The organism is Caulobacter soli, assembly GCF_011045195.1.
Classification (GTDB): Bacteria; Pseudomonadota; Alphaproteobacteria; order Caulobacterales; family Caulobacteraceae; genus Caulobacter; species Caulobacter soli.
On sequence record NZ_CP049200.1, the window covers coordinates 30,382 to 57,227 of the forward strand.

General features: G+C 67.9%; 25 protein-coding genes. 13 read left to right on the top strand and 12 right to left on the bottom strand.

The window, feature by feature from the left end:
- Positions 1-63: 63 nt before the first annotated feature.
- From G3M62_RS24705 to paaE, 7 genes are all read left to right on the top strand, one after another.
- On the top strand, positions 64-1,557 hold the full coding sequence (locus G3M62_RS24705) for a 3-hydroxyacyl-CoA dehydrogenase NAD-binding domain-containing protein (RefSeq protein WP_165191464.1): 1,494 nt from the start codon (positions 64-66) through the stop codon (positions 1,555-1,557).
- A complete protein-coding gene (pcaF, locus tag G3M62_RS24710) occupies positions 1,550-2,752 on the top strand; it encodes a 3-oxoadipyl-CoA thiolase (RefSeq protein ID WP_165191465.1) in 1,203 nt (400 codons plus the stop codon). Before G3M62_RS24705 ends, pcaF begins: the two co-directional genes overlap by 8 nt.
- A 69-nt stretch (positions 2,753-2,821) precedes the next feature.
- Entirely contained in the window at positions 2,822-3,814 is a 993-nt protein-coding gene (gene paaA / locus G3M62_RS24715; protein WP_165191466.1) for a 1,2-phenylacetyl-CoA epoxidase subunit PaaA, read from the top strand.
- A 16-nt stretch (positions 3,815-3,830) separates the two neighbouring features.
- A complete protein-coding gene (paaB, locus tag G3M62_RS24720) occupies positions 3,831-4,115 on the top strand; it encodes a 1,2-phenylacetyl-CoA epoxidase subunit PaaB (RefSeq protein ID WP_165191467.1) in 285 nt (94 codons plus the stop codon).
- A gap of 1 nt (position 4,116) precedes the next feature.
- Complete coding sequence (gene paaC / locus G3M62_RS24725; protein WP_165191468.1) at positions 4,117-4,875, top strand: 1,2-phenylacetyl-CoA epoxidase subunit PaaC; 759 nt, start codon at positions 4,117-4,119, stop codon at positions 4,873-4,875.
- Between the two features lie 4 nt (positions 4,876-4,879).
- Positions 4,880-5,380, top strand: a complete 501-nt coding sequence (paaD, locus tag G3M62_RS24730; RefSeq protein ID WP_205692031.1) for a 1,2-phenylacetyl-CoA epoxidase subunit PaaD — start codon at positions 4,880-4,882, stop codon at positions 5,378-5,380.
- A gap of 10 nt (positions 5,381-5,390) precedes the next feature.
- Positions 5,391-6,467, top strand: coding sequence for a 1,2-phenylacetyl-CoA epoxidase subunit PaaE (gene paaE / locus G3M62_RS24735; protein ID WP_165191469.1), 1,077 nt, complete (start codon positions 5,391-5,393; stop codon positions 6,465-6,467).
- A 122-nt stretch (positions 6,468-6,589) separates the two neighbouring features.
- Here the strand turns inward: paaE and G3M62_RS24740 are convergent, their stop codons facing one another.
- The 7 genes from G3M62_RS24740 to paaI all read right to left on the bottom strand — a co-directional run bounded on the left by G3M62_RS24740 (position 6,590) and on the right by paaI (position 14,226).
- Positions 6,590-7,798 (bottom strand): MFS transporter, encoded by a 1,209-nt coding sequence (locus G3M62_RS24740; RefSeq protein WP_165191470.1) that lies wholly within the window; start codon positions 7,796-7,798, stop codon positions 6,590-6,592.
- Between the two features lie 46 nt (positions 7,799-7,844).
- On the bottom strand, positions 7,845-8,441 hold the full coding sequence (locus G3M62_RS24745; protein ID WP_165191471.1) for a phenylacetic acid degradation protein PaaY: 597 nt from the start codon (positions 8,439-8,441) through the stop codon (positions 7,845-7,847).
- Positions 8,442-8,484: 43 nt separating this feature from the next.
- Complete coding sequence (locus G3M62_RS24750; protein ID WP_165191472.1) at positions 8,485-8,895, bottom strand: acyl-CoA thioesterase; 411 nt, start codon at positions 8,893-8,895, stop codon at positions 8,485-8,487.
- Positions 8,895-10,289 (bottom strand): dihydrolipoyl dehydrogenase, encoded by a 1,395-nt coding sequence (gene lpdA / locus G3M62_RS24755; protein ID WP_165191473.1) that lies wholly within the window; start codon positions 10,287-10,289, stop codon positions 8,895-8,897. Before lpdA ends, G3M62_RS24750 begins: the two co-directional genes overlap by 1 nt.
- A complete protein-coding gene (locus G3M62_RS24760; RefSeq protein ID WP_165191474.1) occupies positions 10,289-11,527 on the bottom strand; it encodes a dihydrolipoamide acetyltransferase family protein in 1,239 nt (412 codons plus the stop codon). Before G3M62_RS24760 ends, lpdA begins: the two co-directional genes overlap by 1 nt.
- Positions 11,528-11,538: 11 nt before the next feature.
- The gene (locus G3M62_RS24765) at positions 11,539-13,623 is read right to left on the bottom strand and encodes an alpha-ketoacid dehydrogenase subunit alpha/beta (RefSeq protein ID WP_165191475.1); all 2,085 of its coding nucleotides are present in this window, start codon (positions 13,621-13,623) and stop codon (positions 11,539-11,541) included.
- 129 nt (positions 13,624-13,752) lie between these two features.
- Entirely contained in the window at positions 13,753-14,226 is a 474-nt protein-coding gene (paaI, locus tag G3M62_RS24770; RefSeq protein WP_165191476.1) for a hydroxyphenylacetyl-CoA thioesterase PaaI, read from the bottom strand.
- A gap of 191 nt (positions 14,227-14,417) precedes the next feature.
- Here paaI and paaG point away from each other — a divergent pair, with 191 nt between their 5' ends.
- From paaG to G3M62_RS24790, 4 genes are all read left to right on the top strand, one after another.
- Positions 14,418-15,209, top strand: a complete 792-nt coding sequence (gene paaG, locus G3M62_RS24775) for a 2-(1,2-epoxy-1,2-dihydrophenyl)acetyl-CoA isomerase PaaG (protein ID WP_165191477.1) — start codon at positions 14,418-14,420, stop codon at positions 15,207-15,209.
- A gap of 19 nt (positions 15,210-15,228) precedes the next feature.
- The gene (gene paaZ, locus G3M62_RS24780) at positions 15,229-17,253 is read left to right on the top strand and encodes a phenylacetic acid degradation bifunctional protein PaaZ (RefSeq protein ID WP_165191478.1); all 2,025 of its coding nucleotides are present in this window, start codon (positions 15,229-15,231) and stop codon (positions 17,251-17,253) included.
- Positions 17,254-17,270: 17 nt separating this feature from the next.
- Positions 17,271-17,579: an EthD family reductase gene (locus G3M62_RS24785; RefSeq protein ID WP_165191479.1), complete on the top strand. Its 309-nt coding sequence runs from the start codon at positions 17,271-17,273 to the stop codon at positions 17,577-17,579.
- Between the two features lie 95 nt (positions 17,580-17,674).
- Positions 17,675-18,277: a TetR/AcrR family transcriptional regulator gene (locus G3M62_RS24790; protein WP_165191480.1), complete on the top strand. Its 603-nt coding sequence runs from the start codon at positions 17,675-17,677 to the stop codon at positions 18,275-18,277.
- A 94-nt stretch (positions 18,278-18,371) separates the two neighbouring features.
- Here G3M62_RS24790 and G3M62_RS24795 read toward each other — a convergent pair whose 3' ends face one another.
- The 5 genes from G3M62_RS24795 to G3M62_RS24815 form a co-directional block, all read right to left on the bottom strand.
- Entirely contained in the window at positions 18,372-19,004 is a 633-nt protein-coding gene (locus G3M62_RS24795; protein ID WP_165191481.1) for an isochorismatase family protein, read from the bottom strand.
- A 71-nt stretch (positions 19,005-19,075) separates the two neighbouring features.
- Positions 19,076-19,699, bottom strand: coding sequence for a TetR/AcrR family transcriptional regulator (locus G3M62_RS24800; RefSeq protein WP_165191482.1), 624 nt, complete (start codon positions 19,697-19,699; stop codon positions 19,076-19,078).
- A 177-nt stretch (positions 19,700-19,876) separates the two neighbouring features.
- Positions 19,877-21,388 carry an MDR family MFS transporter gene (locus G3M62_RS24805; protein ID WP_165191483.1) on the bottom strand — a complete coding sequence of 504 codons (1,512 nt, stop codon included), beginning with the start codon at positions 21,386-21,388 and terminating at the stop codon, positions 19,877-19,879.
- Positions 21,389-21,791: 403 nt separating this feature from the next.
- Positions 21,792-22,409, bottom strand: coding sequence for a glutathione S-transferase family protein (locus G3M62_RS24810; RefSeq protein ID WP_165191484.1), 618 nt, complete (start codon positions 22,407-22,409; stop codon positions 21,792-21,794).
- Positions 22,410-22,610: 201 nt separating this feature from the next.
- Positions 22,611-24,335 carry an FAD-dependent monooxygenase gene (locus tag G3M62_RS24815; protein ID WP_165191485.1) on the bottom strand — a complete coding sequence of 575 codons (1,725 nt, stop codon included), beginning with the start codon at positions 24,333-24,335 and terminating at the stop codon, positions 22,611-22,613.
- A gap of 207 nt (positions 24,336-24,542) precedes the next feature.
- On the opposite strand from G3M62_RS24815, the gene G3M62_RS24820 reads away from it, so the two are divergent.
- Both G3M62_RS24820 and G3M62_RS24825 read left to right on the top strand, forming a co-directional pair.
- Entirely contained in the window at positions 24,543-25,139 is a 597-nt protein-coding gene (locus G3M62_RS24820) for an ester cyclase (protein WP_246263652.1), read from the top strand.
- 640 nt (positions 25,140-25,779) lie between these two features.
- Complete coding sequence (locus tag G3M62_RS24825) at positions 25,780-26,823, top strand: LysR family transcriptional regulator (protein WP_165191486.1); 1,044 nt, start codon at positions 25,780-25,782, stop codon at positions 26,821-26,823.
- Positions 26,824-26,846: the final 23 nt, after the last annotated feature.

The following is a 26,846-nucleotide window of genomic DNA, read 5'->3' on the forward strand; positions in this document are numbered from 1 at the left end:
TTTAAATAGACCGTCCGCACGGTCTATTATTGTTTCGCCGTCCAAAGGACGTTAGGGGAAGCGATGGATATCCAATCGAACGCCGTGATCGTGATCGTGGGGGCCGGCGCCATGGGCGCGGGCGTCGCCCAGGTGGCGGCGCTGGCCGGCCATCCGGTCCGCGTCATCGATCGCGACGACGCCGCGCTCGCCCGGGGGCGCGCCAGCGTCGATGCGGGTTTGGCCAGTCTGGCGCGGCGCGGCGCCCTGACCGCCGCCGACCAGGCCGCCGCGGCCGAGCGGATCGCCTGGACGACCGACCTGGCCCGGGCGTCCGACGCGGCCCTGGCGATCGAGGCCATCGTCGAGCGGCTCGACGTCAAGGCCGCGTTGTTCGCCCAGCTGGCGGCCGCGGCGCCGTCCACGGCGATCCTGGCCAGCAACACCTCCTCTCTGTCGATCCAGGCCCTGGCCGCCGCCGTGACCCACCCCGAACGGTTCCTGGGACTGCATTTCTTTAATCCGGTCCCGGCGATGAAGCTGGTGGAGGTGATCGGCGCGGCCGCCACCAGCCTCCAGACCATCGAGGCGGCGTCCGCCCTCATGAGCCGGTGGGGCAAGCATCCGGTGACGGTGCGCGACGTGCCGGGCTTCATCGTCAATCGCGTGGCGCGGCCCTACTACGCGGAGGGCTTCGCCGCCCTGGCCGAGGGCGCGCCGCCGGCGGCCATCGATCACGCCCTGACGGCGGCCGGAGGCTTTCGCATGGGGCCGCTGGCCTTGGCCGACCTGATCGGCCACGACGTCAACTACGCGGTCGCGACCTCGGTCTACGAGGCCTATGACGGCGTCACCCGCTTTCGGCCCCAGGCCGCGCAGCAGGCGCTGGTCGAGGCCGGCGCCTTGGGACGCAAATCGGGGTCGGGGGTCTACGACTACGCCCGGGACCTGCCTGCGCCCGATCTGGCGCCCGCCGCGGCGCGGCCCAACCTCGTCATCGAGGCGCGCCGGCTCGGAGAGGTCGCCCCCTTGGCCGCCGCGGCCAGCGACGCCGGCGTGGCCCTCAGCTTCGACGCGGCCTTCGCGCCCGACGTCTTGGAGGTCGACGGCATCCGGATCGCCTTGGGCGACGGCCGGGCCTTGGCCAGCCGCACCGACGCCGACGTCCTGCTCGACGCGGCGCGCGATTTTTCCTCGGCCAGGACCCTGGTGATGACCGCCGTCGACGATCACGCGGCCGCCACCGCCGCGGGTTTCGTCCAGGCGATCGGCAAGGAGGCTCTGTTCATCGCCGACCGCCCGGGCTTGCTGGTGCTGCGCACCCTGGCCCAGTTGGCCAACGCCGCGGCCGACGCGGCCGGCGACGAGGTCGCGAGCCTGGACGGCATCGACGAGGCGATGGTGCTGGGCGCCAATCATCCGGAGGGACCCCTGGCCTGGGCCCGCCGTTACGGCGTCCAGCGCCTGGCCTCCGCCCTGACCCACATCGCCGCCGAGACGGCCGATCCGCTTTACCGCCCCTCCCCCTTCCTGCTCGCCGCGGCGACCTCGACCACCCAGGAGATCGACCTTGTCTGACGCCTTCATCTGCGACGCCATCCGCACGCCGATCGGCCGCTACGCCGGCGCCCTGGCCGGCGTTCGTCCCGACGACCTGGCCGCCGCCACCTTGCGCGCCCTGGTCGAGCGCAACCGCGGCGTGGACTGGAGCGCTCTGGACGACGTGATCCTGGGCTGCGCCAACCAGGCCGGCGAGGACAACCGCAATGTCGCCCGCATGGCCGCCCTGCTGGGGGGCTTTGGCGAGTCCGCCCCCGGCACCACGGTCAATCGCTTGTGCGGTTCGGGCCTGGACGCCGTCGCCATGGCCGCCCGGGCGATCAAGGCCGGCGAGGCCGAACTGATCGTCGCGGGCGGCGTCGAGAGCATGAGCCGCGCGCCGTTCGTCATGCCCAAGGCCGAAAGCGCCTTCTCGCGCGACAACGCCGTCTATGACACCACCATCGGCTGGCGCTTCGTCAACAAGACCCTGAAGGCGCAGTTCGGGATCGATTCCATGCCCGAGACCGCCGAGAACGTCGCCGACGATTTTGGCGTTTCGCGCGCCGACCAGGACAGGTTCGCCGTCGAAAGCCAGCGCCGGGCCGCGGCCGCCCAGGCCTCCGGCCGCTTCGATGTCGAGATCGTTCCGATCACCATTCCGCAAAAGAAGGGCGAGGCCTTGGTGGTCTCGCGCGACGAGCACCCGCGCGAGACCAGCATCGAGGCGCTGGCCAAACTTCGGCCGATCGTTCGTCCCGACGGCACGATCACCGCGGGCAACGCTTCGGGGGTCAATGACGGGGCGGCCGCCATCATCGTCGCCAGCGCCGCGGCCGCGGCGAAATACGGCCTGAGGCCCCGGGCCCGCGTCCTGGGCGGCGCCGCCGTCGGCGTGCCGCCGCGCATCATGGGCATTGGCCCCGCCCCGGCCAGCGAGAAGCTTCTGGCGCGGCTGGGCCTGTCGATCGGCGACGTCGACGTGGTCGAACTCAACGAAGCCTTCGCCTCGCAGGGCCTGGCCGTGCTGCGCCGTCTGGGTCTCCCGGACGACGCGGCCCACGTCAATCCCAACGGCGGCGCCATCGCCCTGGGCCATCCGCTGGGCATGTCCGGCGCGCGTCTGGTGCTGACGGCCGTCGAGCAGCTGGCGCGCACCGGCGGCAAGACCGCGCTGTGCACCATGTGCATCGGCGTGGGACAGGGCATCGCCCTGGCGGTGGAGCGGGTCTAGGTTCGGATAATTAGTTGACCGATCGGTCGGACAATTATAGAACGGATTTCGACGCCCAAGGAGGATGCGATGTACACGACCGAACTTGGCAAGCCCGATCCCAAGGCCCCGACGCCGTTGCTGCGCGAGGACCCCGAACTGCTGGCCGCGTTCGAGGCGCGGGTGGCGGCCGACGAGTTCGTCGAGCCCAAGGACTGGATGCCGGAGGCCTATCGCCGCACGCTGATCCGCCAGATTTCCCAGCACGCCCACAGCGAGATCGTGGGCATGCTGCCGGAGGGCAATTGGCTGACGCGGGCGCCGAGCCTGCGCCGCAAGGCCGTGTTGCTGGCCAAGGTCCAGGACGAGGCCGGTCACGGCCTTTATCTCTACTGCGCCGCCGAAACCCTCGGCGTCAGCCGCGACGACCTGACCGAGGCCCTGCTCAGCGGCAAGGCCAAGTACTCGACCATCTTCAACTATCCGACCCTGACCTGGGCCGACATCGGGGCCATCGGCTGGCTGGTCGACGGCGCGGCGATCATGAACCAGGTGCCGCTGCAGCGAACCTCCTATGGCCCCTACGCCCGGGCCATGGTCCGGGTGTGCATGGAGGAGAGTTTCCACCAGCGCCAAGGCTACGAGATCATGATGGTCCTGGCCAACGGCACGGTCGAGCAGAAGGCCATGGCCCAGGACGCGCTGAACCGTTGGTGGTGGCCGTCGCTGATGATGTTCGGGCCGCCTGACGACAACTCGCCCAACACCGCCCAGTCCATGCGCTGGCGGATCAAGCGCGACACCAACGACGAGCTTCGTCAGAAGTTCGTCGATATCACCAAGCCGCAGGCCGACTATCTGGGCCTGAGCGTCCCGGACGCCGACCTGGCCTGGAACGAGGCGCGCGGCGCCTATGATTTCGGGGCGGTCGACTGGGAGGAGTTCTACGCCGTGGTCCGCGGCGAGGGTCCGGTCGCCAAGGAACGCCTCAAGGCGCGCAACGACGCCTGGGACGCCGGCGCGTGGGTTCGTGAGGCCGCCCTGGCGCACGAAGACAAACGCCGCGCGCGGCGCGCCGCCTAAGCATCAAGGAAAAACGATGAGCCAAGATTGGCCGCTCTGGGAAGTCTTCATCCGCTCGAAGGGCGGGCTTGCCCATAAACATGTCGGTTCGCTGCATGCGCCCGACGCCGAGCTGGCGGTGCGCCACGCCCGCGACGTCTACACGCGGCGCCTGGAAGGCGTCAGTCTTTGGGTCGTGCGCTCGGCCGACATCGTCGCGTCCGATCCGGCCCAGGCCGGCGAGCTGTTCGAGCCGGCGGAAACCAAGGTCTATCGCCATCCGACCTTCTACGACATCCCCGATATCGTGAAGCATATCTAAGATGGCCGAGCGTCAATCCCTCTTCGAATATCTGCTGCGGCTGGGCGACGACAGTCTGATCCTGGGCCAGCGCCTGACCGAATGGTGCGGCCAGGCGCCGGCTCTCGAGATCGACCTGTCCCTGGCCAATGTCGGCCTGGACCTGATCGGCCAGGCCACCTTCTTCCTGGGCTTGGCCGGGGAGGTCGAAGGGGCTGGCCGCGACGCCGATCAGCTGGCCTTCCGCCGCGACGTCCTGGCGTTCCGCAACTGTCTGCTGGTCGAGCAGCCCAACGGGGACTTCGCTCAGACCGTGGCGCGTCAGTTCCTGTTCTCGACCTTCCAGCTGGCCCTGTTCGAGCGGCTGGCGGCGTCCGCCGAACCGAGACTGGCCGAGATCGTCGCCAAGGCCGTCAAGGAGGTGCGCTATCACGCCGAACTGGCCGCCGACTGGGTCGTGCGCCTGGGCGACGGCACTGACGAGAGCCGCTCACGAATGATCGACGGTCTGGACTGGTGCTGGCGTTTTGTCGAGGAGCTGTTCGACATGGACGCGGTCGAGACCGAGCTGGCCGCCGCAGGCGTGGCGATCGACAAGGCGGTCCTGCGCGCGGGGTTCGACAAGACCATCGAAACCGTGCTCACCGAGGCCACCCTGCCTTTGCCGGTCTATCCGCGCGGGGTGAAGGGCGGCCGTGTCGGCCACCATTCCGAGCACTTGGGCCATCTGCTGGCGCCGATGCAGTATCTGCAGCGGACCTATCCGGACGCCGTCTGGTAGGGTCATGATCAGCACCGGCGCATCGCTCGACGCCGCCGCGGTCGACCGCATCCTGGCGGTGCTGGCCCAGGTGCCCGACCCCGAAATCCCCGCCGTCTCGGTGGTCGATCTTGGGATCGTGCGCGGGGTGCGCGCCACGCCGGCCGCGGTGCTGATCACCCCCACCTACACCGGCTGCCCCGCCACCTTGGCCATCGAGGCCTCGGTGCGGATCGCGCTGGACGCGGCCGGATTCGGCGCGGTGAGGATCGAAACCGTCCTGTCGCCGCCCTGGTCGACGGACTGGATCACCGAGCAAGGCCGCTCGCGCTTGCTGGCCTACGGCATCGCGCCGCCGCCGCCAGGCGCGGACTCCCGTTCGCTGCGCGGGGCCGACCTTGTCGCCTGCCCGCGCTGCGCGTCGACCGACACGGTCGAGGTCAGTCGTTTCGGGTCGACGCCCTGTAAGGCGCTGTGGCGTTGCCTCGGCTGCCTGGAGCCGTTCGACCGCTTTAAATGCCATTGAGAGAAGAACCATGTCGGTGTCGTTCCATTCCCTGAAAATCACCGATGTCCGCCGGGAGATCGACGAGGCGGTTTCGCTGAGCTTCGATTTGCCCGAGAATCTGCGCGACACGTTTCGGTTCAGTTCAGGTCAGCATCTGACGCTGCGCGCCGAGATTGGCGGCGAGGACGTGCGGCGCAACTATTCGCTTTGCGTGGCGCCGCACGAAGGCGAGCTGCGGGTGGCGGTCAAGAAGGTGGCCGGCGGGGTGTTTTCCACCTGGGCCAACAGCGTCTTGGCCGTCGGCGACCGCATCGAGGTCATGGCCCCGCACGGCAGCTTCACCTGGACCTTCGATCCGGCGCGCGCGGCCACCTACGCCGGCTTCGCGGCGGGATCGGGCATCACCCCGATCCTGTCTCTGCTCAAATCGGCGCTGCGGATCGAACCCGACAGCCGCTTCGTGCTGCTCTACGCCAATCGCGAATCCAATTCGATCATGTTCCTGGAGGAGCTGGCGGCCCTGAAGAACCGCTATATGGACCGTCTTCAGGTGTTCCATTTCCTGGAGGACGAGGCCGAGGAGGTCGAGCTGTTCAACGGCCGCCTGGACGTGGCCCGCACGGCGCAGGTCCTGGCCTCGCTGGTCGATCCCTCGGCTCTGGACGCCGCCTTCGTCTGCGGCCCGGGGCCGATGATGGACGCGGCCGAAGCGGGCTTGGTCGGCGCGGGCGTGCCGGCCGAGAAGATCCTGATCGAACGCTTCACGGTGGGTCGCGCCTCCGACGCGCAGGTGGCCGTCGAGCGGGAGCTTGAGCAGAAGGCCGCGGGCCTGAAGGTGCAGATCACGCTTGAAGGCCGGCGTCGTCAGCTCGCCTTTGATCCGACCAAGGGCAACATCCTGGAGGCCGCCCGCGCGGCGGGCATGCCCGCGCCCTACGCCTGCAAGGCCGGGGTGTGCGCCACCTGCCGGGCCAAGGTGGTCAGCGGAGAGGTCGCCATGAAGGTCAACTACGGCCTCAGCGAAGAAGAGGTGGCCGAAGGCTACGTCCTGACCTGCCAGGCCGTTCCGCTCACCGACGACGTCGTGCTGGACTACGACGCCTGAGACCGACCTCGCGGCGAGGCGGCGTTCGGGATCGCAGGCGTCGCTGTTGTCGAGCCCGGGTCGGCGCGCCCGCGGCGCCGCCTTGTCGGACGTCGTCTTGAGCCCCCTTGCGCCGCGCCTCGTCAGGCCGGCGTCGCGCGCGGCTTGAACCTGGCCAGCATCAGCAGCGCCAGGCCGCCGGCGATGGCCGGCAGCGCGACGATCAGGAACAGCGATGATCTTTCCATCTCCAGGCCCAGAAGGAGCCCGCCGGCGGCCGGGCCGATGATCGAGCCGATCCGGCCCACGGCCATGGTCGAGCCGACGCCCGTGGCGCGCGAAGCGACGGGATAGAGCGCGGCGGCCATGGTCGGCAGGTTGAGCTGGGCGCCGATCACCATAGCGCCGGTCAGGAAGATCAGGCCAAAGCCCAGGGCGGGCACATGCAGCAGGCGACCCAGCAGCACGACCAGACCCGCGCCAAGGCCTAGGGCGAGCGCCACGGGCGTGAAGGCGCCAAATCGGCGAAAGGCTTGGCTGATGACGATCGCCCCGGCGACGCCGCCCAGATTGAGGACCACGGCGCCCAGGGCCGCATGGCTGTCGGCCAGGCCGGTTCGCGCCAGCATCATCGGCGTCCAGCTGACCAGGAAGTAGCCCAGCAGCAGCACGCAGAACGCCGTCGTCCAAAGCAAAAGACTGGCCGCCGCCAGACCGTCCCGCAGACCGCCGGCCCGTTCGGGGACGGCGTGGCGGGCGGTCCAGGACGCCGGCTCGCGAAGCCTCATCAAGACCGGAACCAGCAGCGCCGGCAGGACGCCGCCGAGCACGAAAGCCGCGCGCCAACCTTCGGCGTCGACAAGCCAGGCGCTGATCGTCCCGCCGAGCACCGCGCCGGCCGGAAAGCCGATGAACATCTGTGTCACCGCCGCCGAGCGCCGGGCCGCCGGCGTGGTTTCGGCGGTCATGGCGGCGATCGCCGGGATGGCTCCGCCCAGGCCCAGGCCGCCGATCACCCGCAGCGCCAGCAGGGTGGCGGGCGATTGCGCCAAGGCGCAGGCCAGGGAGGCCAGGCTGAACAGGACGACACACCCCACCAGCACCGGCTTGCGGCCAAACCGGTCGGCCATCAGGCCCGATCCGAACGCGCCGCCGGCCGCGCCGATCAGGCCGGCGGTGAACAGCCGCCCCAGCTGGCCGTCGCTCAGGTTCCAGTCGCCCGACAGCGTCGGCGCGATGAACGAGATCAACAGAGTGTCGAACCCGTCGATCATCGCCACGGCAAAGCACAGGAAGAAGATGCGCCAGTCGCGGCGGACCGGTTCGGCGGGCGTGGCCAGGAGATCGGTCATGGTGGCTCCGGTCGAGGAAAATGAGCGTGGGGACCCGTGCGAGATGTCAGGCGCGCGTTTCGGAGAGCGGGGCGTAGGAGCCCGCCAGGCGCCGACGGTCAGGCTCGGCGCGCGCCAGCGGCTCGCAGGGCGACAGCCCCTCCAGGCAGCGGCGCGCCAGGGTCTGGTATTCCTGGGTGCCTTGCGATTTCCAGGCGCGTTCCTGCTCGGACACCGCCCGGACCGGGCGCGCCGGACTGCCGGCCCAGAGGGTGGCGGGCGCGGTGACGGTCCCGGCCTTGATGAAGCTCATGGCCCCGATGATGCAGTCGGCCCCGATTTCAGCCTTGTCCATGATCACCGCGTTCATGCCGATCAGGGCGTTGCGGCCCACGCGGCAGCCGTGGAGGATCGCGCCGTGGCCCACATGGCCGGCCGCTTCGATCACGGCCTCATGGCCCGGAAAGCTGTGCATGACGCAGTTGTCCTGCAGGTTGGCCCCCTCCTCCAGGATCAACCGGCCAAAATCTCCGCGCAGCACGGCGTTGGGCCCCACGTAGCAACCGGGCGCGATGATGACGTCGCCGATCAGCACCGCCGTGGGGTGCACGAACGCGGTCGGATCGACGACGGGCCTAAGATCCTCGAAGCCATAGAACGGCATGTCACGCGCCTTTCGATCGATGAGCCTTCCGGCGGCGGCCGGGCTAGGCGTGAGAAACCTGGGGGACGGGCCTTGGGCGGCGATCCGAACCGACCGCGACAAAGGTGAACGCCGCCTGGGTGACCTTCTCGCGCTCGCCGCTTTCGCGGGGACGGCGCCAGGCCTCAACGGCGATTTTCATGGACGAGCGCCCGGTCTCGATGACTTCGGCATAGACCGAGACCTCGTCGCCGACGACGACGGGCCGGTGAAACGAGATGGCCTCGACGGCCACCGTGACCGCGCGCCCGGCCGAGTGACGCGCCGCGGCGTTTCCAGCCGCCAGGTCCATCTGACACATCAGCCAGCCGCCAAAGATATCGCCGCTGGGATTGGTGTCGGCCGGCATGGCGATCACCCGCACGGCCGGTTCGCTGACCGGCGGTTCGGGACTGTTGCTGCGCGGCGCGGTCATCACACGTGGATCGCCTTGCCGCGCACCGACATCGCCGCCTCCTTGACCGCCTCGCTGTGGGTCGGGTGGGCGTGGCAGGTGTAGGCGATGTCCTCGGAGGTGGCGCCGAACTCCATGGCCTGGGCGGCCTGGGCGATCATCGTCCCGGCCGGATGGGCGATGATCCACACGCCCAGGACCTGGTCGGAGGCCGCGTCAGCGATGACCTTCACGAAGCCCTCGGGCTCCTTGTTGGTCTTGGCCCGGGAGTTGGCCAGCATCGGGAACTTGCCGACCTTGACCGCGCCGCGCGCCTTGGCCTGGTCTTCGGTCAGGCCCACGCCGGCGATCTCGGGCGTGGTGTAGACCACGCTGGGGATCACCTCGTGGTTTACCAGCCCCGGCAGGCCGGCGATGATCTCGGCGACGGCGACGCCCTCGTCCTCGGCCTTGTGGGCCAGCATGGGACCGGCGATGACGTCGCCGATCGCCCAGACGCCGGGAACCGCGGTCTTGAATTGATGGTCGACGTCCAGCCGTCCCTGGGCGTTGAGCGACAGGCCGAGCGCTTCCAGGCCCAGGCCCTCGACATTGGCCTTTCGCCCCACCGAGACCAGCACCCGGTCGGCTTCCAGCCGGGTGGCCGCGCCGCCCGCCGCCGGCTCCAGCATCAGGGCGACGCCGGCCGCCTCGACCTGGGCTCCGGCGACCTTGACGCCGGTCATCAGGGTCATGCCCTGCCGCTTGAAGATCTTGGCCGCTTCGGCGCGCACGTCGCCGTCCATGCCCGGCAGGATCTGGTCGGCATATTCCACGACCGTCACTCGCGCGCCCAACCGGCGCCAGACCGAACCCAGCTCCAGGCCGATCACTCCGCCGCCGATCACCACCAGGTGCTCGGGCACGGCGGCCAGCTCCAGCGCGCCGGTGGAGTCGACGATCATGGTCTGGTCGATCGGCACATTGGCCAGCGCTGCGGGCGAGGACCCCGTGGCGATGATGATGTTCTTGGCGCGCACCACCTGGTCGCCGACCTTCACGGCGTCGGGCCGAAGGAGTTGGGCCGCGCCTCTCAACCACTCGACCTTGTTCTTCTTGAACAGGAACTGGATGCCGGCGGTCAGGCCGTCGATGGCCTCGTTGCGGTGACGATGCACCGCCTCCAGGTCCAGGCTGACGCCTTGCGTCTTCACGCCCAGCTTGGCCAAGGCTCCGGACCGGGCCTCTTCATAGAGCTCCGAAGCGTGCAGCAACGCCTTGGACGGGATGCATCCGACATTGAGGCAAGTCCCGCCCAGGGTCTCTCGGCTCTCGACACAGGCGGTCTTCAAACCCAGTTGCGCCGCGCGGATCGCCGCCACATAGCCGCCCGGTCCGGCCCCGATCACCAGAACGTCGAAATCGTGCTCGGCCATTACAGCGGCCACGCTTCGAGGGTTTCGACGAATTTCGACAGCCAGGCATTGGTCTGGTGGCCGTCGAGCACGCGATGGTCGATGGTCAGGGAGACATACGCCATGGGCCGGATCTGGAGGGTGTCCTGGCCGGCGACCTCGCGCACGACCACCCGTTTTTCCAGCTTGCCCACGCCCAGGATCGCCGACTGCGGCTGGTTGATGATGATCGGCGAGGCGAACAGCGAGCCCGACACCCCATGGTTGGAGATGGTGAAGGTGCCGCCGCGCACGTCCGCGCCGTTGAGCTTGTTGTCGCGGGCGCGGGCGATCAGGTCGCCCAGCCGCCCGGCGATCCCCTGCAGCGACAGATCCTGGGCGCGCTGCACGACGGGCACGATCAGGCCCTTGTCGCCCAGGGCGGCCCCCACGCCGATGTTGATGTCGTCGAAGATTTCCAGTCGATCGGCGTGCCAGCGGCTGTTGACGCTCGGGACGGTCCGCATGGCCGCCACGCTGGCGGCGATCATGTAGGCGGTGAAGGTCAGGTTGATCCCCTCCTTCTCGAACGCGGCCTTGTGCTTCTTGCGATGGGCCATGATGGCGCTGAAGTCGGCCTCGAAAACCGCCGTGACGTGCGGCGCCACGGTCACCGAGTGGAGCATGTTCTCGGCGATGGCCAGACGCATGCGGTCGTGGGGCACGGCCCGGAAGCCGCCGATCGAGGCGGCCGCCGGCGGCGTCGACGCCAACCGCGGCGTGGAGATCGGCGCGGACTTCAGGATGTCGGGCGCGTTGGCCGGCGAGCGGCTGGCCTGCGCCACCGCCCGCTCGATGTCGGCGCGGGTGACTCGGCCGCCCCGGCCGCTGCCCTCGACGCTCGCGGGGTCGACGCCATGCTCCTTGACCGCCCGGCGCACGGACGGCGACAGGCCGCCGACCGCCGGCTGCGCGGGGGCGGCCCTGGCGGCCGCGGCCGGCGAGACAGCCTGGGCGGCCGAAGCCGGCGCCTCCGCCTCGGCTTCGCCGGCCGGCCGCATGCGGCCCAGGACCGCGCCCGGCGTGGCTTCGGTGTCGCCGAGCATCAGGATCTCGGCCAACACGCCGGTGATCGGCGCGGGGATCTCCTGGGCGACCTTGTCGGTCTCCAGCTCGACGATGGGCTCGTCCAGGACGACGGTGTCGCCGACCTTCTTGAGCCAGTTACGGACGATGGCCTTGGCGCCTTCCAGCTCCAGGGGAACGATGATGTCGATCATGGAAGCGCTCATCAGAAAGCCAGCAGGTCGTCGATCTTGGCCCGGATGCCGGCCACGGACGGGACGGCGAAGTCGAGCAACACCGGGTTATGAGGGCTGGGAATGTCGGGCATGGTCAGGCGGGCCACCGGCGCGTCCAGGTCCATGAAGGCCTCGTCGGCGACCAGGGCGGCGATCTCGGCGCCGAAGCCGGCGGTCTTCAGGTCTTCGTGCACGATAAGGCAGCGACGCGTGCGACGGACCGAGGCGAGGACCGCCGCCTTGTCCCAGGGCATCAGGGTGCGCAGGTCCAGAACGTCGGCCGAGCGGCCCTCGGCGGCTTCCTCGCAACGCGGGACCATGGCGCCCCAGGTGACGATGGTGATGTCGTCGCCCGAACGCGTGGTCTTGGCCTTGCCGAACGGCAGGGCGAAGTCGTCGCCCGGATAGGGCCGCCGGGCCCAGGCGAAATCCAGCATCGAGCGGTGCTCGAAGAAGATCACCGGGTCGTTGCCGCGCAGGGCGGTGCGCAGCAGGCCCACGGCGTCCTCGGCGTTGGACGGCGCGGCCACCATCCAGCCGGGCTGGTGGACGAAGGCCACTTCGTTGGTCTGGCTGTGCCAGGGATCGCCGCACTTGAAGAAGCCGCCGGGCACGCGCACCACCATGGGCGCGGCGAACCGGTTGTCGGTGCGCCAGCGCATGGTGCCGCAGTCGTTGATCTGCTCGGTGGCCGGCTCGGCGTATTTGCGAAACTGGATCTCCGGCACCGGCACCAGGCCGGCCATGGCCATGCCGACGGCGCGGCCGATGATGCCTTCTTCCGACAGGCTGGTGTCGAACACCCGCGCCTGGCCGAACTTCTCCTGCAGACCCAGGGTCACGGCGTGAACGCCGCCCTTGGGGCCGATGTCCTCGCCAAACAGCACGACGCGATCATTGATCGTCATTTCGTGCTCGAGCGTACGGCGAATGGCCGTGACCATGTTGATCCGCTGTCCCTCGGGGACGGGGGTGGGGGTCGACGGCGGCGGGACGTAGCCGGATGTCCATTGGCCGCCCATGGCCTGCAGGTCGCCGTCCTCGGAAAAGACGTTGCGGGTGACGGTCACCGGGTCGGCCACCGGCCGCGTCTCGGCGCGCGCCAGCGCGTCCTCGGCGTCGGCCTTGGCCCGGGCGTCGATTTCGTCCCATTGCGCCTGCGACAGCAGGGCCGGCACCAGATAGGACTTCAGCTTGGGCAGGGGGTCGCGCCGCCACTCGTCCTCGACGACCCGGGCCGACTTGTAGGACTGGGTGTCCTGGAAGCTGTGGCCCTGCAGACGCGGCACGGTCAGGCGCAGCAGGCAGGGCCCCTTGCGGTCGCGGACATGGGCCATGGCCTGATCGATCAGGGCCGCGGCCTCCTGCGGTTCAGTGCCGTCCCCGCTGATGATCTCCAGGCCGCTCCAACTGCCCAGGTTCTTGGCGATGTCGCCGCCCGGGGTCTGGAAGGTGGAGGGCACCGAAATGCCAAAGCCGTTGTCCTCGATGTAGAACAGCATCGGCAGGGCCTGGGTGGTGGCGATGGTCAGGGCCGCCCAGAAGCCGTTGGACGCCACCGAGCCGTCGCCGCCCAGCACCACGCCGATGGCGCCCTCATAGGCGGCGTTGTTCAGGACGGTGCGATGGTATTCGATCGCCTGGGCCCAGCCGGCGGTCGGGGTGTATTGCGCGCCGACCCCGCCGCACATCGGCAGGGCCGAAGCGCCGTGCGGATTGGGATAGTTGAACACCGTGCCGATGTCGCGGCCGCCCGAATAGCCGCCGCTGCGGGCCATGGCCGAGGCCAGGGCGATCTCCGGATCCACCCCCAGGGAGAGCAGCAGGGGGCGCGAGCGATAGTAGCCGCAGGCGGCGTCGTGACGCTCGGTCAGACGGCATCCCAACAGAATCTGAGCCATGTCGTGGCCACGGGCGGAGAACTGGTAGAGGACCTTTTTCTCCGGAACCAGGCGCTCCTCCTCCATGGCGTCCAGCGCCCTGGAGAGATTGACCAGATAGGCGACGCGCGCCCAGTCATGGCTCTCGTCGGGCGCGTTGCGGGGCGGCTCCGAAGCGACAGCAAGCTTGGCCATGGAGGCCTCCCTATTTATGACCGTACGGTCGGTCTATTAATTCTGAATAGCCAATCCCCGTGACGGACGCCACGAGAATTTTTAGCGAAGATCGCCGGCTCCTCGCCAGGACGCGGGGCGCATCTTGCGTCAGGACGGCGCGGCGACCGTGCGCGCCAGGCCAGGGCCAGGCGCCGCGTCAGGCTCCACCAGGGCGCGGCCCAAGGTGCGCGACAAGCCGTTGAAGCTGGCGATCACGCGGCCGTCGGCGGACGTGACCGTCACGCCGTAAACGCCCGTGCGGCCCTCCACGGCGACCTCGCGCGCGTCGGCGACCAGGCGCTCGCCTTCGAAGGCCGGATTGAGAAAGGCGATCGACGCCTGTTGGGCGACATTGGCGATGTTTCGGCTGTTGCAGGCGTAGGCGAAGGCGGTGTCGGCCAGGGTGAAGATCACGCCGCCATGCGCGCAGCCCACCCCGTTCAGCATCGCCGCGGTCACGCTCATCGAGACCCGCGCATGGCCCTCGCCCGCCTCCTCCAGCGCCAGGTCGAACAATCGGGTGGGTCCCTCGCCTTCGCGCAGGTGATCGACGACGCGCCGCGCCAGATCGTGTCCGTTCATGCGCTCGTCTCCAGGCTCATCCGTCGCATTGAAAATGACCTATGGTCGACAATATGCAACATTCAATTATCGCACAGATTAAGGCGGTCGATTACGATTGACCTAGGGTAATAATTGACCGACCGGACGTTCTACTTTATCCCATGGCCAGCGTCAGGGAGGCGCGACCGCACAGAACGGCAGGCGATCACATGGCCTTCGAAACCATTCAATTTTCCATCGACGACCAGGGCGTCGCGCGCCTGGTCCTCAATCGGCCCGACCGTCTCAACAGCTTCACCGTCCAGATGCACGGCGAGGTCGCCCAGGCCTTGGACCAACTGGAGGCCGGCGCCGCGCGCGTCCTGCTGCTGACCGGCGCCGGCCGCGGCTTCTGCGCGGGTCAGGACCTGGCCGATCGAGCGGTGGCGCCCGGCGAGGGGGCGGTGGATCTGGGCCAGTCCGTCGAGCTCTACTATAACCCGCTGGTGCGCCGCCTGGTCGCCCTGCCCTTCCCGGTCGTCTGCGCGGTCAACGGCGTCGCCGCCGGCGCCGGGGCCAATCTGGCCTTGGCCGCCGACATCGTCATCGCCGCCAAGAGCGCCAAGTTCATCCAATCCTTCGCGGCCATCGGCCTGATCCCCGACTCGGGCGGAACCTGGATCCTGCCGCGTCTGATCGGCCAGGCCCGCGCCCTGGCCATCACCCTGAGCGGCGCCCCGGTCCTGGCCGAACAGGCCCAGGACTGGGGCATGATCTGGCGCGCCGTCGACGACGACCAGTTGCTGGCCGAAGCCGAAAAGCTGGTCGCCGGCTTCGCCAAGGCGCCGACCCTGGGCCTGGCCGCGACCAAGGCGATGATCCGCGCCAGCTGGGCCCACACGCTCGACGAAGAGCTCGACCTGCAACGCGACGCCATGCGTCGACTGGGCCATAGCGCCGACTACGCCGAAGGCGTCGACGCCTTCCTCAACAAACGCCAGCCGACCTTCACCGGTCGATAGCTTACCGGAGCCGTCCCCGATGAAGCCTCTTCACCTCCAAAACTACGCCGCCGGCGCCTGGTTCAGCGCGCAGGCCGGCGTCGTGGACGTGCCCTCCGCGGTGAACGGCGAAACGGCCGCGCGGCTGGGCTCGCAGGGCGTCGATTTCGCGGCGATGGCCGACCACGCCCGCAAGGTCGGCGGTCCGGCCCTGCGGGCCATGACGTTCCACGAGCGCGCCAAGATGATCAAGGCGCTGGCCGAGGCGATCATCGCTCGCAAGGAGGAGCTCTACGCCCTCTCGGCCCTGACCGGCGCGACCCGCACCGATGGCTGGGTCGACATCGAGGGCGGCGCAAGCACGTTGTTCGCCTACGCCTCCAAGGGTCGGCGCGAACTGCCCAACGACAAGATTCTGCTCGACGGCGCGCTGGAGCCGCTGTCCAAGCGGGGCTCCTTCGTCGGCCAGCACATCCTCAGCCCTCTGCAGGGCGTGGCCCTGCACATCAACGCCTTCAACTTTCCCGTCTGGGGCATGCTCGAGAAGCTGGGCCCCACCCTGCTGGCCGGCGTGCCGGCCATCGTCAAGCCGGCCTCCGCGACCGCCTATGTCACCGAGCAGTGCGTGCGCATCATGCTGGAGGCCGGCGTGTTGCCGCCCGGCGCCCTGCAGCTGATCGTCGGCTCGACGGGCGATCTCTTCGACCACCTGACCGGTCAGGACGTGGTCTCGTTCACCGGTTCGGCGGCCACGGCCAACAAACTGCGCAGTCATCCGACGATCCTGCGCGAAAGCGTGCGCTTCATCGCCGAGTGCGACAGCCTCAACGCCACGGTGCTGGGTCCCGACTGCACGCCCGAGACGCCGGAGTTCGACCTCTTCGCCAAGGAGATCGTCCGCGAGATGACGGTCAAGGCGGGTCAGAAGTGCACCGCCATCCGCCGCGTCTTCGTGCCGGCCGTCCTGATCGACGCCGTCCAGGACGCCGTCAGCCAGAAGCTGGCCGCGGTGGTGGTCGGCGATCCGGCCCAGGAAGGCGTGACCATGGGCGCTCTGGTCAGCCAGGCCCAGCGCGCCGACGTCCGCGCCAAGGTGGCCGACCTGGTCCAGGACGGCCGCATCGTGTTCGGCGATCCCGACGCCGCCCCGGCCGGCGTCGACGCGGCGGGCGCCTTCATGAGCCCGGTGCTGTTGCGCTGCGACACGCCGTGGACCGCTCGCCACGTCCACGACACCGAGGCCTTCGGCCCGGTCGCCACCCTGATGCCCTACAAGGACCTGGCCGACGCCGTGGCGCTGTGCCGCCAGGGCCAGGGCTCGCTGGTCATGTCGCTGTTCACCTACGATCCGGCCGTGGCCATCGAGGTCATCGACGGGGCGGCGGCCTTCCACGGCCGGGTGCTGGTCGCCGACCGCGACTGCGCCCGCGAATCCACCGGTCACGGCTCGCCCCTGCCGGGCCTGGTGCACGGCGGGCCGGGCCGGGCCGGCGGCGGCGAAGAGATGGGCGGCCTGCGCGGCCTTTCCCACTATATGCAACGCACCGCCCTGCAAGGCTCGCCCCGCATGCTGGCCGCCATCGGCCATCGCTACATCGCCGGTTCGCCGCAAGTCACCGAAGGGCCCCATCCGTTCCGCCTGAAGTTCGACGAGCTGGCGATCGGCAAGACCTTCAACAGCGCCGCGCGGACCATCAGCCTGGCCGACATCGAGCATTTCGCCGAATTCACCGGCGACACCTTCTACGCCCACATGGACGAGGCGGCCGCCGCCGCCAATCCGTTCTTCCCGGGCCGGGTCGCGCACGGCTATCTGATCCTGTCCTTCGCCGCGGGCCTGTTCGTCGATCCGGCTCCGGGCCCGGTCTTGGCCAATTACGGCCTGGACAATCTGCGTTTCGTCAAGCCGGTGTCGCCGGGCGACGCCATCGCCGTACGCCTGACGGCGATGGCCAAGAGCCGGCGCAACGACGAGTACGGCGAGGTGCGCTGGGACGCCCAGGTCACCAACCAGGACGGCGACACCGTCGCCGCCTACGAGCTGCTCACCATGAACGCCATCTGATCGGAAGGATCCCAACCATGACCGTCAAGCTGCTGGCGCTCTACAGGAAGCCTCAAGACGTCGACGCCTTCCTCGCGCACTACAACGACGTCCACATGCCGCTGATCGCCAAGGTGCCGGGGTTGCAGAAGGCGGTGGTCAACCGGGTCGACAAGACCTTGATGGGCGACAACCCCTACTTTCTGATCGCCGAGCTGCATTTCGCCGATCAGGCCGCCTTCGATGCGGGCATGGCTTCACCGGAGAACCGGGCGGCGGGCAAGGACCTGATGTCGTTCGCGCGCGATCTGGTCACCCTGATCGCCGTCGGCGAGCAATCGGCCTGACCGCATGCGCCGGCGGGGGATTGGCGTCCTATGGCTGGCGCGGAGCAGGCCTATGCCTTAGTTCTACGCCAACGCTGTTCTTCACGAGGCCATAAATGGCGCGCACGCAGGCGCTGGACTACGACAAACGACGCGAAGCCATCATGGAGACGGCCGCCAAACTCTATGCGGCGCACGGCTTTCTTGGCACATCCGTGTCTCAGATCGCCGACGCCTGCCGGATGTCCAAGTCCTTGCTCTACCACTACTACCCGTCCAAGGAGGACATCCTCATCGATGTCATGGACTCCCACGTCCAGAGTCTCGTCGCGGCGGCGCGCGAAGTCGAAGCAGAAGATCTCCCCGCGCCTCAGAAGATCCGCCGTCTGGCCGAGGCCCTGATGGGCCTCTATGTCGGCGCCCAGGCCCATCAAAAGGTCTTGCTCAACGAACTGGTCAACCTGCCCGAGGATCGACGGCGGATCGTCATCGACCATCAACGCCAACTGCTGGATTTGGTCGATCGCATGGTCACGGCGATGCGCCCGGACCTTGGCGGCAAACGCGAAGAGCGCCGAGCGCTCGTCATGCTGTTTTTTGGCATGCTCAACTGGACCCACACCTGGTACGATCCCACCGGCGCCATCCGACCGGCGAAGTTCGCCAGCATGGCGTCCGAGACCTTCCTGAGCGGCCTTGAGGCCGGCGTCGGCGGCTAGCCTCCCGACCCAGGGGTTCCAGGGTTTATCCCTTCACGAAGCGCCGCGGCCAGGATGACTCCGGCCATCCTGGCCGCCGCCTTGACGGGCCGGCTTAACGCGCCGTGACGGCCGCCTGGGCCGCCGCGGTCGCCAACAGGCTCATGCCAAGCCCGGGCGACTGGGCGCGCACCTGACGGAAGACCTTGGCTTTCTCGACGTCTTCCCAAGTTCTCAGAATTTCCGATCCGAACGACTGCCACGTCGTGGGCGTGACGCCATGCTGCATCATGCGCATGATCGCCGCGTCGTGGGTGACGCTGCTTTCGCCGGCGGTGGCGTCGACGACGATCGAGACGGTGAAGTCGCGGCGAAGCGCCCCCAATGTGGTTTGAAGAACACATCCCTCGGTCATCAGTCCGGCGACCACCAAATGGCGTCGCTCCATTTTGCGCACGGCCGCCTCGAACGCCGGATCGTCGAACGCGTCGAACTGCCCGCCCTTGTGGACAAGATGCCGCTCTTCGAGCACTTCGCCGATTTGCGGATAGAGTCCGCCGCGCGGATCGTTCTTCGGCCCGACGGTCGCGATCACCGGAATCCCGTAGCCCAGCGCCATCTTCGCGAGCGCAACCCCGCCGTTGATGTTGTCGACGACGGACTGGGATCGGAAGAGGTTCGCGAACCCGACAACGTAGTCGATCAAGACGATGGCTGTGTTCTCGGGCGTTCTTTGTTCGATTTCCATCTATTCCTCCTAATTTGTTTTCGGAATTGATCAGGCGGCGAGCGCCGGTGGTTTGGCGATCAGCCGCCGTGTCATGACGCCAGGTGCTGAATGCTCATGCTGATCGCCGACACCAGCGCGGCCCGATCGACGTCGGGCTGATTGATGGCCCTGAAGGTCAGGCCATCGACGAGGATGCGCAACAAGCCGCACCGCCCTTCGAATTCCGCGTCGCTCCAGGCCGGCTTGCGGTCACGCGCCAGGATCGCTCGGCAAAGGGCCCGCTCCTGGGCGTCGGCGGCGCGCAGGATGTCGGCGATCTTCGGATTGCGCGCCGCTTCGGCCACCACCTCCAGCACCAGGGCCGCTCGCGAAGGGTCAAGCCGTTGAGCGAGCATTTCGGGGACGCGGCCGACGATCAGATCGACGGCCGAACCGGAGCGGCCCTGAAGCTGGTCGAAGATTTCGTGGAGTTCGACCAGATGCTGATCGACGATGGCGGCGATGATCGCTTCCTTATTGTCGAAGTAGCGGTAGATCTGGCCAACGCTCTGTCCCGCGAGAGCTGCGATGCTGGCCATGCTCGCGCCGTGGAAACCCGACTGGCGAAAACACTGGCCGGCGGCGTCGAGGATCTGCTGGCGACGCGACGTCCAGCGCGGAGACGGCTCCTGGCGCCCGCAGTCCGCCGCGTTCGGGATTGGCGTCGCGGCCATCCTCACTTGCTCCCTGCTCAGAGGGCTAAGCTCGCTCGACGAGAACGCCCCTGCCCCTGAGTAGGATTTCGGACGGCGGACGGCAAGCAATAATTGACCGACCGGACAATCGGCTATTGCCTGAGGCCGACGCGAGACGCCCTGGGCTTGGCGACGGCGGGCTGGCCCGGCGTAGCGCTAGGTGTTCGGCCGCGCTGAGGCCCGAAGCGGCAGCTCCTGCAGGAACAGGGTCAGGACAAATCCGCCCGCGGCGATGACCGCGGCGGCGATGAACACCGGGTGGAGCGCGCCGTTGAACGCGGAGATGTAGACCAGCCGCTCGGCCGCGGGGAGCGCCTGGATCGCCGCGGCGTTGCTGGCCCCGGCCAGGTGCGGGCCCGAAAGGGACAGATGCGCAAGACGTTCGGCCAATCCCGCGGCGAAGATCGCGCCAAACAGCGAAACGCCGACCGAGCCTCCAGCCGCGCGGAAGAGCGTAACGCCGGCGGTCGCGACGCCGAGATCTCGATGGTTGACCGCGTTCTGCGCGGCCAGAACGAGCACCTGCATGACCATTCCCAGGCCCATGCCCAGCAGGAGCATGTAGGTTGGCGCGGCCCACGATCCGCTGGCCGGATCAAGGGTCGACAGCAGCGCAAGGCCCAGCGTGGCGATGGCCGTGCCGGCGATGGGAAACACCCTGTAGCGACCGATATGGCTGATGATCTGCCCGCTGATGGTCGAGGTCAGGAGCAGCCCGCCCATCAGCGGTATGAGCTGCAGGCCCGCGGCTGAAGGGCTCAGACCCTGCACCACTTGCAGATAGACCGGCATGTAGGTCACCGGGCCGAACATGGCGACGCCGACGATCGCGGCCACCACGCAAGAGATCACGAAGGTTCGGTTGGAGAAGAGGGACAGCGGAAGAATGGGCTCGACGACCCGGCGTTCGACGGCGACAAAGCCCGCGATCGCCGTCAGGAACACGCCAACCAGGCCGAGGATAAGCCCTGACCCCCATGCGTAGAGGTGACCGCCCAGGCTGGTGAACAGCGTCAGCGCGGTCAGCGCCGCGGCCAGCAGCAGCGCGCCCGGGATGTCCATCACCGCGCGCCGGCGCGCGATGGGCGCCTTGAAGGTCCAGGCGATGACGGCCAGCGCGAACGCGCCGAGCGGCAGGTTGATGTAGAAGATCCAGCGCCAGCTCAAATGCTCGACGAAAAAGCCGCCGATCAGAGGCCCCAGGACCGTTGAAAATCCATGCACGCCGCCGAAGAAGCCTTGATAACGGCCGCGGTCGCGGGGCGGGATGAGATCGCCGGCAACCGCCATCGTCGTTATGATCAGGCCGCCGCCGCCAAGGCCCTGAAGCGCGCGAAAGGCGATCAGCTCGCCCATCGAACGACTCAGCCCGCAAAGCGCGGACCCGATCAGGAATATGACAATCGCGCCTTGCAGGGCGATCTTTCGGCCAAAGAGGTCGCCCAGCTTCCCATAGAGCGGCGTGACGATCGTGGTCGCCAGCATGTATGCGGTCACGATCCACGACAGGTGCGCCAAGCCGCCAAATTCGCCGACGATCGTCGGCAACGCCATGGATACGATGGTCTGGTCCAGCGACGCGAGCAACAGCACCAGCATCAGCGTTGCGAAGATCACGCGCACCGGCTGGGTCGCCGCCGCCGGAGCCGCCGGCGATTGTTCATCCATGGAAGGGAAGTCCTCATCGCTATGCGGGCCGGAGGCCCGCTTCAAACACGCGGTGCGGTGCGCGCTGACGCTCAAGCCGTTCGGCTGGCGCGGGACGCAAGATCGACGGCTAGAGCGTCCTGACCGCCGCGCCCCAGCCGTCTCTCCAAGAGATCGCCGGCCCGGGAACGTCGTCTCAAGTCGGCTTGACGCGCGGCCTATCTGTCGGCCGCGAGGCCTTCGGGCATGGTCGCCGAAAAGACCGTCGCTGACGGCGGCGCGTCATTCCCGACAAGCTTTCAGGCCGCGCCGACGACGGTTCGGTCCAGGACGCGGGTCGACTTAAATCCCGTCGGTCCCGCCAAAGCCGTCCCGGCGCCGCGAAGGGCCGGCGTTGAGGACGCCCGACGGACTTGCACCATGCTCACTGGGTCACGCTGGGGCGGCGCTGGAACCGGTCGTACCACGCGCGCAGACGACGACAGCGCTTGGGAAGCTCATAGCCGAAGGCCGGGTAGACCGCCTCCATCAAGGCAAACAAGGTGCAGTCGGCGATCGTCGGGGTTCGGCCCGCCAGGAATTCGCCGTCGCCGATGCGTTGCTCCAACTGGTCCAGGAGCCGATCCAGCACGGGCTGCAGGGCTGGGCCGACATCTGGTTTCTGGACCAGGCCCGGATGAATCAGGAGGGCGACGGGCGAAGTGTGCAGCAGGATTTGGCTCAGGACCGTGAACACCTCGTCGGCGACCCTGTCGGTGGCGCGGACCTGAGCGCGCTCCTCGGCCGTGCGGCCGATCATCGGCGGGGCCGGATAGAGCTCCTCGAGGTACTCGATGATGGCTGCCGACTCCGGCAGGTAGTCGCCGTTGTCCAGCTCGAGGACTGGAATCTTCCCGGCGGGATTCTTGGCGAGAAAGGCGGGGCTTTTATGCTCCATCCCATGCACGTCGACCTCCTGCCGATCCAGGACGATGCGCTTCTCGTTCAAGTATAGCGTAACACGTCGCGGATAGGGGGCCATGCTGGCGGTAAAGAGCCTCATGCTTATCTCCATGGATCTGTCTTGCCGCGCGCCGATCTTCGCGATCGTCGCCTTAGGGCGCGGTGTCGTCGCGATGTTCGGCCCTGCGACCAGGAGGCGGGCGGGCCTCGCTTTCGAGATAGGCCCGCCCTTCCCCGGCCCGTGGTCCTAGGGCTCGGAGAAGACCATCAAGGTCAGGCCTTGACGGGCTTTCAGCCCACCCTAGCCGACGGCCGCCAAGTCGAGAATCTGGCTCAGGGCGCGTTTCAGTTCCGCGGCCGGATCGGTGGGCAGGGCGGTCCAGCGGGCGCCCACGTGGCCATCGGGCCTGATCAGCAGGGCTCCGGTCGGGCCGACCCCGACCAGATCCTCCCAGGGCGTGTCGGCCGGCGGCTGGGCATAGGCCGCGCCGCCGATCTGATGGGCGACGAGAGGCGTTTTGGCCGCCTCGAGGACCTGGGCGGCGGCGGCCGTCCAGGCGGCCCCGTCGCGGCCCGCGAACAGCACGAAGCCGCCGTTGTAGAGATCGATCGTCGACAGCGATCGCCCCTGGCCGTCGGTCAGCCAGACATGCGGCGCGCGCGCGCCGGGGTTCCCTGTCGGCCGATAGGTCGAGACGGTCGATTCCACCGCCGGCGCGCCGTCGCCGACGATCGCGCCGGTCGTGTAGATCTGCCCGAACTGCTGGCCTTGCGACAGGATCTGCTCGCGCTGCTTGGGGATCGCTTCGCGCATCTTCTCGCGCATGGGCTCGCCTTCCGGCGTCTCCAGGATCGACAGCGCCTGGGGGTTCTTGCTCAGGAACCCGGTCTCGGCCATGCGCTTGGTGTTGAGGATCATTTGCTCGCCGTTGCTCTGGGCCACCGGCTTGCGCTCGTCCTGGTAGCTGTCCAGCAGGCCGTCTCCAGCCCCCCACCGCAGCCGGGCGACGAGCTTCCAGACGAGATTGTGGCTGTCCTGAACGCCGCTGTTCATGCCAAAGCCCCCGTGCGGCGGAAAGCGATGGGCCGCATCGCCGGCCAGGAAGATCCGCCCCGCGCGCCAGCGATCGGTCACCGCCTGATCATGCTTCCAATGCAGGATGCTGGTCACCGCCAGCGCCAGGTCCGGGACGCCGGCCGCCTGCCGGATGATCTCGGCGCAACGCTCGGGGGTGTAGTTCAGCGGATCCTCGCCCTCGGCGGCCTCGAAGTTGTAGGACCACAGATTGCCACGCCGACGCCAACCGAAAGCGCCCTGGGTGTCGCCGTTGACGACCCAGAACAGGCCATACTGGCGTCCGGCGCGATAAGGCTCCAGATCCGCCTCGAAGACCACGTTGATGGCGTTTCCCATCGACGGGTGGCCCGATTCCGAAATCCCCAGCCGGGTGCGCGTGGGGCTGCGCACCCCGTCGGCGCCGATGACGTACTGGGCGCGGGTCTCCATCTCCGCGCCCTTGGGCGAGGCGTAACCGATCCGCACGCCGTCGTCGTCCTGTTCGACCGTGCGCACTTCGCTCGCGAGCCGCAGTTCGACCGACGGATATTGTTTCAGAGCCTCGGCGAACAGCGGCTCGTAGATGTCCTGGCTGCAGAACGCCATCAGCTCCGGCGACCAACTGCGGAAGAGGTCCTGTTCCTCCTGCGTCGCGCCGATCGAGACCTGACCCAGCTCGATGCCGGCCATCCGGGTCATCCAGCCGATCGTGAACACGCCGTCCCAGTCGACGCTGTTCTTGCGGATGAGGTCGGCCAGTCCCAGCTGGCGATAGATCTCCATGGTCCGGGCGTGGATGCCCGAGGCCTTGGGGTGGACCGAAAAGCTCGAACGCCGCTCCAGGAGCAATGTCTTGACGCCAGCGCGGCCAAGCTGAATGGCCGATAGCAGGCCGACCGGACCGGCGCCGATGACGACAACCTCAAAAGCGTTGGTGTCAGACGCAAGCTTGGACTCGTTGAGCGACATTGATGCAGGCCCTCCCACTAATATGTTTTGCAGACTGGGCGTTCTTGATCGGCCCGCGCCTATCCTTGACGAGAGGCGTCCGGCTCGTAAGCCGTCGATCTTGGGAAACAGTTGTCTATTTTAGCCGGTTTACCCGTTGCGCCCGTATGGCAGCGTGCGAGGCCAGCATAGGGAGGTCTCGCCGAGGGGCCTGAAGGTCCAAAGATCTTGGGATCGGCGGCTAAGGCTTCTGGCCCGGAGTTCGCCGCGCCTGGCGCACGCGCGCTGGATCAAGCCTCGGACAGTTTGAGGATCGTGTCCTCATCGCCGCTGAAAGGCCAGATCAACAGCGCGCCGGAGCTTCCCACCCATGCTGGCGCTCTCGTGACTTCGAAAAAGGACCGATCATTGTCTACTCTTCAAGAAGCGAACAAGGACGTCGTCAGAAGATTCAACAAGGATTTCGTCGAGACCGGAGACCGCGCGATCTTTGACGATATCGTCTCTCCGGAATTCTCAAACCACTCGGTCCAGGGAGAAGCGCCGACCGGCAGGGACGCCTCGTTCTTTTTCTATACCGGGATATTCCGGGCGGCGTTCCCGGACGTCGAGGTCGATATTCAGGATCTGTTCGCCGACGGCGACACGGTCATCGCGAGAAAGTCGTACCACGCCACGCACACCGGCGCGTTTATGGACATCCCGGCCACGGGCAAGCGCGTCAGCATCGCGGTCATCGAAATCATCCGGCTTCGCGACGGCAAGTATGTGGAGCACTGGGCTACGGCCGACATGTTTGGATTGCTGCAGCAACTCAAGTCGTAGGTCGCTGAGCCGCGCACAGGCGCCACGGTCCGTCGGCCCGCTGCGGGGCGTAGTCTCGCCGATTGGCGGATCGCCCAGAACCCGTCCGCGGGACAGCTCAACAGCGCGGCGGCCTATGGCGCCCCGAGGATCTTCGGTTTGACCGTGTCGGCCAAGGTCTGGCGGGCGCGCGGGGCTGCTTCCAAGGCCGTAGACGGGCGTTCCTAACATCATGTCTGGAGCCTGCGTCGCACGGAAACGGCCATGACGGCGGCCGGCCTCCGCGCCGGCGGCCGACCCGGCCGATCGTCTTGCGAGGCGCAGCGCCACAGGCGACAGCGGACGGCCGGTCCGTCTTCGGCGGCGTTGCGACCTTGCGAGCGGGCCGACGATGAGGCGCGGCGTCTGCACGACGCGAGCGCTCCGGGGGGCTCGCGGCGGGTGATCGCGCCCAGGGGCGACCGGAAGGCCGGTCAAGCCGAGCGGCCCCGCGGCGGCCAATTCCCCTCGCCGCCATGTGTTTGTCGACGACCAGGCGGCCCGTGGCGCGGCCGAGCGCCGCTGTGGCGAGCGGGTCGCGCCGATTGCCCGCCGCGACGCCGGCGGCTATAGTCGGGGCAAGTGGCGCGACCTTTAGAATAGCGCTACGCCGGGGAGGATTATGAACAATTACAATGATATGTTCCTGTTCTCAAAAGTCGTCGAATATAATGGGATCACCGGCGCGGCCCACGCGCTGGGCATGGCGCGCTCAAAGATTTCCCGTCGTATCTCGGAACTGGAAGCCAGTCTTGATGCTCGCCTGATCCAGCGCACGACCAGGCATTTTGCGGTCACCGACCTGGGCAAGGAATTCAACAAACACTGCCTGAACATGATCCACGAGGCGGACGCGGCGTTCGACAAGGTCGCGCAGGCGCGAGACAAGCCGGCGGGCCTGGTGCGGATGAGTTGCCCGGCGATGCTCGCGCAGTATGTCATCGGGCCGCTTCTCCCTCTGTTCATGAGGGAATATCCCGAGATCTGCATCGCTATCGAGACGGCCAACAGAGAGGTGAGCATCGAGGAGAACTTCGATATCTCCTTTCGTATTCGGCAAATGCCCTATGAGGACTCCAGCCTGATCGTGCGCTCCCTGGGCATCTTTCAGCCCCTGCTGGTCGCCAGTCCGGAGCTTCTCGACCGCCGCGGCCGGCCCACGACGCTCGACGAACTCACGAAAATGCCGATCATCAGCTATTCGACGCCCCAGGGACCGCATGTCTGGACGCTGGTGAGCCCTGAGAAGACCGAAATTCAGGTTCGACATCAGCCGACGCTCATCGTCGACGATTTCGTCGTCATCCGTCAGGCCGCCTTGCAAGGCAGCGGCGTGACGTTGCTGCCCCTGTCTTTGTGTCTGGACGACATCCGCAGCGGCGCCCTGGAGATCGTCTTGCCGGAATACCGAGCCCCCGTGGCGGAGCTCTTAGCCGTTTTTCCGTCGCGTCATGGGATTGTGCCGGCCGTTCGATCGATCCTCGATTTCCTGGCCCAGCATTGCGCGGGCGATGTCGAGCGGGGCCAGATCACGCAGCACCTTGGGCGAGGTCGGCGCGAGCACGTCCGCTTCTGGGTGAGCCGGCAGTCGATCGAGGAGCTCGTGAGCACGTCCTTCGCGCGGCATCGGCCCGCCCTGGCTCCGGTTCAAAGCAAGAGCGGTTAGGATGGCCTCGGACGCCAGGGTCC